The sequence below is a fragment of the Ruegeria sp. CDSC085 genome, from assembly GCF_059610465.1.
Genome location: NZ_JBXWNR010000045.1, coordinates 1 through 5017, shown reverse-complemented (window position 1 = coordinate 5017; position 5017 = coordinate 1). Strand labels below are relative to the sequence as shown.

Annotated in this window: 4 protein-coding genes and 1 pseudogene; all 5 read right to left on the bottom strand. The window is 56.4% G+C overall.

Annotated features, from left to right (window positions below; all coding sequences use genetic code 11):
- Window positions 1–982: hypothetical protein (locus tag AC2FJB_RS22700; protein ID WP_496721203.1), on the bottom strand; the 982-nt coding region annotated here is incomplete at its 3' end.
- A gap of 87 nt (window positions 983–1069) precedes the next feature.
- Window positions 1070–2905, bottom strand: a complete 1836-nt coding sequence (locus AC2FJB_RS22695; protein WP_496721205.1) for a relaxase/mobilization nuclease domain-containing protein — start codon at window positions 2903–2905, stop codon at window positions 1070–1072.
- Window positions 2902–3327: a ribbon-helix-helix protein, CopG family gene (locus AC2FJB_RS22690; RefSeq protein WP_496674180.1), complete on the bottom strand. Its 426-nt coding sequence runs from the start codon at window positions 3325–3327 to the stop codon at window positions 2902–2904. The genes AC2FJB_RS22695 and AC2FJB_RS22690 overlap by 4 nt, the downstream gene beginning before the upstream one ends.
- Before the next feature lie 476 nt (window positions 3328–3803).
- Complete coding sequence (locus tag AC2FJB_RS22685; RefSeq protein ID WP_142638766.1) at window positions 3804–4004, bottom strand: hypothetical protein; 201 nt, start codon at window positions 4002–4004, stop codon at window positions 3804–3806.
- 734 nt (window positions 4005–4738) lie between these two features.
- A pseudogene (locus AC2FJB_RS22680) lies at window positions 4739–5017 on the bottom strand (class I SAM-dependent DNA methyltransferase); the annotation flags it as partial.

Here is a 5017-nt window from a genome sequence, read left to right as displayed (position 1 = left end):
CAATCTCTTGCACCACGGCGGCAATCTTGCTGGATGAAACTTGATGCAGCTCACCGACAACGGCCTCGGCGCGCTCGTAGCTGTCCGGAACGCCTTGGCTATTAAAATGGGCGGCAGCGGTGGAAATGTCCGCGTCTCGCCAAGTCGCCGTGGTGCCGACTGAAACGCTGTCATGATCGTTATAGCGGGCCAGGAACTTGTTTCCGTCGAGACCGAAGCTGTTGGCGGTCGCCACAATGTCATCACGCACAGCCAGCCACTTTTCGGCTTCTGTCGGGTCCAAGTTGTCCAACTCGGCCGCATTCATGGATGTGGTGTAAATGTCGTCAGCAACAGTGTACGCCTGCAGGTCGGTGTCGTATGGGCGTAGCTCGGCAACATCGCCCTTCAGCTCTCCGATCTGCACGTCCATTGCGGCACGCAGATGCGGATCTTCGACCTCACGTGCAAGAGCCTCCATGTTCTCGATGGAGTTCACAATGTCCTTGGTCTGCTGTTCGTAGTTCTCGAAACCGGCCTGACCCAGAGCGGATTGCATATACTGAACATAGCGATCACCGGGCGACTGGTAGTCGTCGGAATCCTGAAAACCTTTGTCGCCGGACAGGTCAGCAAGGGACGAATAGTAGGGATGATACAGGTCGTATTCCTGAGCATCGTTCATGTGCTGAGAAACCAAAGCCTGCATATCGTTCAGATCAACCGGCTCCCCTGACCGCTCCGCAGCCTCCAATTCGATTTTCAGTTCTTCGACCAGATTTTGTTGCGCCGTGTGTTCGTCAACACGGCGGTTGGCCTGGTCCTCGATGTCGAAGCTCTTTGAAGCGATGGCTGCACGATCAAAGCCCATCGCCTGCTGTTCTTTCTTGATGATGTCGATCTGCTCTGAAACGCGATCCTCGCGCGGGGCGGATTGATCGAATTGGGAATAGGGTGCGAAGTGTTCGACTTCGTTCAAAAGATAGTCTGTACGCGAAACCATAGTTTTTCCTTTGCGAGTTGATGGAAAACTCTGTGATGGATCTGCCTGGGGCGTTGGCGCGCTCATCAGGCAGACCGGGCTATGTCCTTACAAGCTGTGTCCGTCATCGTCGCCGCGCCCTTGCAAGAGCGGGTGCGTGGCATGGGCGTGAACATCCGAGAGTTCTTCTGAGATTGCGATGATCCTGGAAGAAGCAAGCTGGTGCAGCTCGTCAACAACGGCCTCAGCGCGGTCGTGGCTGTCCGACAATCCCTGAGCCTGGAAGTGGGCCGTTGCGGTCAAAATGTCGTCGCTGCGCCATCCCATTGTAGTACCCAAAGTGACGTTGTGATGATCGCCAAAGCGGGCAACAAATGCCTCGCCATCGAGGCCGTAGCTGCTGGCCGTGTCGGTGACTTCCTTGCGGATCGCCGCCCACTTGTCGGCCTCTGGATAATCCAAGACATCCATTTCGGCGGTGCCCATTCCCATCATCGTTGAATAGCGGCGGTCCTCGATGATGAAGGCTTGAAGGTCTGGATCATTAGTGCGCAGATCCGCAACGTCGCCCTTCAGCTCGCCAATCTGAATGTCCATGGCGACACGCAGATTTGGGTCGTCAACCTCACGAGCAAGACCTTCCATCTTGTCGATGGATTGCAGCAATTCTTTGGTCTGAATCTGGAAGTCCTCATAGGCCCCCTCGCCCAAGGTGTCCTGCATATAGACCTCGTAGCGGCGTGCTGCCGGGGCATAATCTGCGGACGCCTGGAACTCTTTGTCATCGACAATATCAGCAAGGGCAGACAGATACGGATGGCTCTGTTCGTTGTCCCGAACGTCGCTGATATGGGCGACAACCTGAGCCTTCAGCTCGGGCGCGATTGTTTCCTCAGAACCGCCTAATTCGATGTGCCGCCGCAAGTTGCTCATGACTTCGGGGGACACATAAGACGAGTCTCCCGGCTCACCGTAATCATCAAAATGATGGGCTTGGTCTAGTAGATGTTCCATTCTCGATACCATAGGTTCCTCACTTTCAACGAGTTGGATGGCAAACTCTTCGATCCGGTCTTTGATGGCGTTGGCGCGCTCATCAAACAGATCCGACATTCTTGCGATGGATAGGGTCATCACATCGGCGGCCATGTCGCGGGCCGTAACTTCGACTTCCGGAGTGCTTTCAACAACCGACATTCCGGCCTGAACTCTCCACGTGTCCGTCTCAACTTCCTGCCGCAATCCGCGCTCAAGGCGGGTCGTTGCGGTCAGCTCAATTCCGTATTCCTCAGCAACCTCGACCTGGATAGAGCGCTGGACGTCGATGTTCATTTCGCTGCTCATACCCATAGCCAACCACTGCCCATGTTCGACGCCTCGGTTGTTCACAACGATGTGGACATGGGGGTTGTCAGTGTCGTTGTGGAACACAGTCAGGTAGTCCCAGGTATCGCCAAAATCACCGCTGCCAAATAGCCGATCTGCGAACTCCAAACCGGCCTCATGAGCGGCGTCCGGATAGGTGCCTTCGGGAAAAGAAACGATCATGTGACGGGTGTAACCGTAGTTGGTTTTCCCGTTGAAATCCTCGGCCCAAGTCTCGATCAAATCACTGACCTGATCCGCATCGAGCGGGGTCACGCCATTGTCTCGGATGTCCAACACGCCCTCTGCCCTGACGGTCAGATAGTTGATCTGGCGGCGCAGCTCATGCGCGTTTTTCACCCCGCCTTTGCGGACGTGTTTCACAACCGCCTCGGGCTTTCCAACCACGGCACCAAGCCGTGCTTTGATGGATGAGGCCCGCGAAACCATGAACTTCATGCGTTTGGCGGTCTGCAATTGTTGACTGATGCGCTTAGAATGATCGACACCTTTCTGAGCCTCACGGAAGGCAAGTTCCAGGAAGTCTCCGGCTGTCAGACCGTGGGCTGCGGCGTTCATTCTTCAGGTGCCCAATCGTCGTCACGCAAGATCCGGCGAATGGCGGATTCTGGCTCTCGGTTTCGGCGGGCCGCTGTGATCATCGCCTTCAGGTCTTGCCGGTGCTGGATGATCGCGCGATGGAGATTTTCGACGTCGCGGCGGTCGTCATCCGTCCAGATCACCGTGCCGCGCTTGGCCGATTTCGCAAGCTGGTTGAGGTTGGTGTACCCGCCCTGAACCTGCCGCAAATGCTTCTGCCAGAGATCCACAACAGCGGGGTCAGGATCGAGATAACCGATCAGGCGATAGATCAAACGCTGGATGATCTGGTTGCGGCTCTTGATCCCGAGCGCGTCCACGGCTGCCTCCAGACGCTCCAACGCATCCACGGGCAATCGCACGGAAAAGACGGTGGTGTCAGAGGGTCTGCGCTCGCTCATTCAAAATCTATCTCAGGTTGTATTTTGAGTTTGTAACACAACTACCTTATCCTGTCATACACTCCAAGAGGAAACCGGGGGTGATTTTAGAAATCCGCATTTTCTCAAATCGCCCTCGGAGCAGTTTTGCTCTTGGAGGCAATCTCCACGCCGGGAAAAGGGTCCCGCCCCTTTTCCAGCCAGCAGGCGTGGGTGCCGGTGGACCGGCGCAGGGCAATCATGCACCGCATGGGCTGCACGAACAGCGCCCGTCACATACCGGCACGTTCAAGTTCAGTATGGCATTTTCCGCGCGCCTCAGCGCGCTCAGTTTCCCGCCGCATGCGCGGCGGGTGTGGCAGGGTTGAGAGCTGCCGCACCGCGGAAGGTCACCGCCCCTGCCCGGTCCTTGGACCGCGCGCCACACGTGGCGCATCTGTGGTCCGGGTTTTGGCCGGAGCAGAAGAAAGGGCGGCTTGTGCCGCCCTGCCCTTATGTCATTCGGTGACGGGATCGTCATCGGTGCGCTTCGGGAAGGCCACCATCTCGACGCCGGGGAACATGCTGTGCTTGACCTGGATCGAGGTGATGTTGCCAGTCTCATCGGTGTTGACGAAGAGAACCCCGCAACGATCCCAGAAGTTTTTGCCTTCTTTTTCACCGGTCTTGACGTTCAGTTTCAGAGTTTGAGTTGCCATTGTTTGATCCTCGCTATGACGTGTTTCGGTGAACATGGGAAAAGCGGGCATCAAGGGGACGTCAGCAGGGAATTTGGTCCGCGCGGAATGCGCCGCAGGCGCAGGGGAAATCCCCTGTTGAAGCGCGATGCCCGGACCGGGCACCGCGCGTCTTCCCCGACTGCCCGCTTATGTTCATCCCTTCAGAAACACGGCAGCCTAGGATTTTCTGAGGCAACGAGTTTGAAACTGTCAGGCCAAGTGAAAAGGCAAAAATTTCTGGGATCGTTGCACGCGGGTCATTTGAACGTAGCGATGTAGTTTATGGCAGCAACATTGCTTCGGTCCGACGCAGGCGCGGCGCACAGTTTCGAGTGCGGAGTGCGGGGTGTCCTTTCTCAACCGGTATGACACTCGTCCTAAAGAATGGAGGGCCGCTAGCGGTGCAAGTCGCCCTGTTGAATTGGCGGAGGCCAAAGACCGGACGGTCCGGCCCTAGTCCGCGCTTGCGCGGATCAGGTGATCAGCCGGACTCAATTTGGCGGGGTGGAATCTGACCAAATAACTTCCGCCACCACTCAGACTTGAGCTTCGCTGCCAGAAGCAGAATTGCCTGGTCCAGGCTCATCGGGCGAACTGGAGCACGAAGCTTTCAAGGAAAGGGTACCTGTTCATCCGAAAGTCTTGAACGCACTTGAGCAATATCAATGGCCGGCTAACTGGACGCACTGGTTGTCACCCATCCACACTCAAATTCATTCCGGATTGCGAATGCCCGCTCCCATCAAAACCGGCATCGTCCGCGCATCAGAATTGATTTCGAATACTTGTTCGACCCGAATGGAGCCTAGTCGTGCCGCCTCCAGCGCGGCCTTCATTTGATTCAGCGTCAATCCAAAGCCGTCATCATCTGACGCTTGCCAATCCCACTGCACAAAATGCCCACCCTTGTTGAGCAAACCCGCCAGTACTGCCACGGCGCCACTGTAATCTGGAAGAAAGGCGCAAACGGAAGACGCGCAGATCAAATCGAA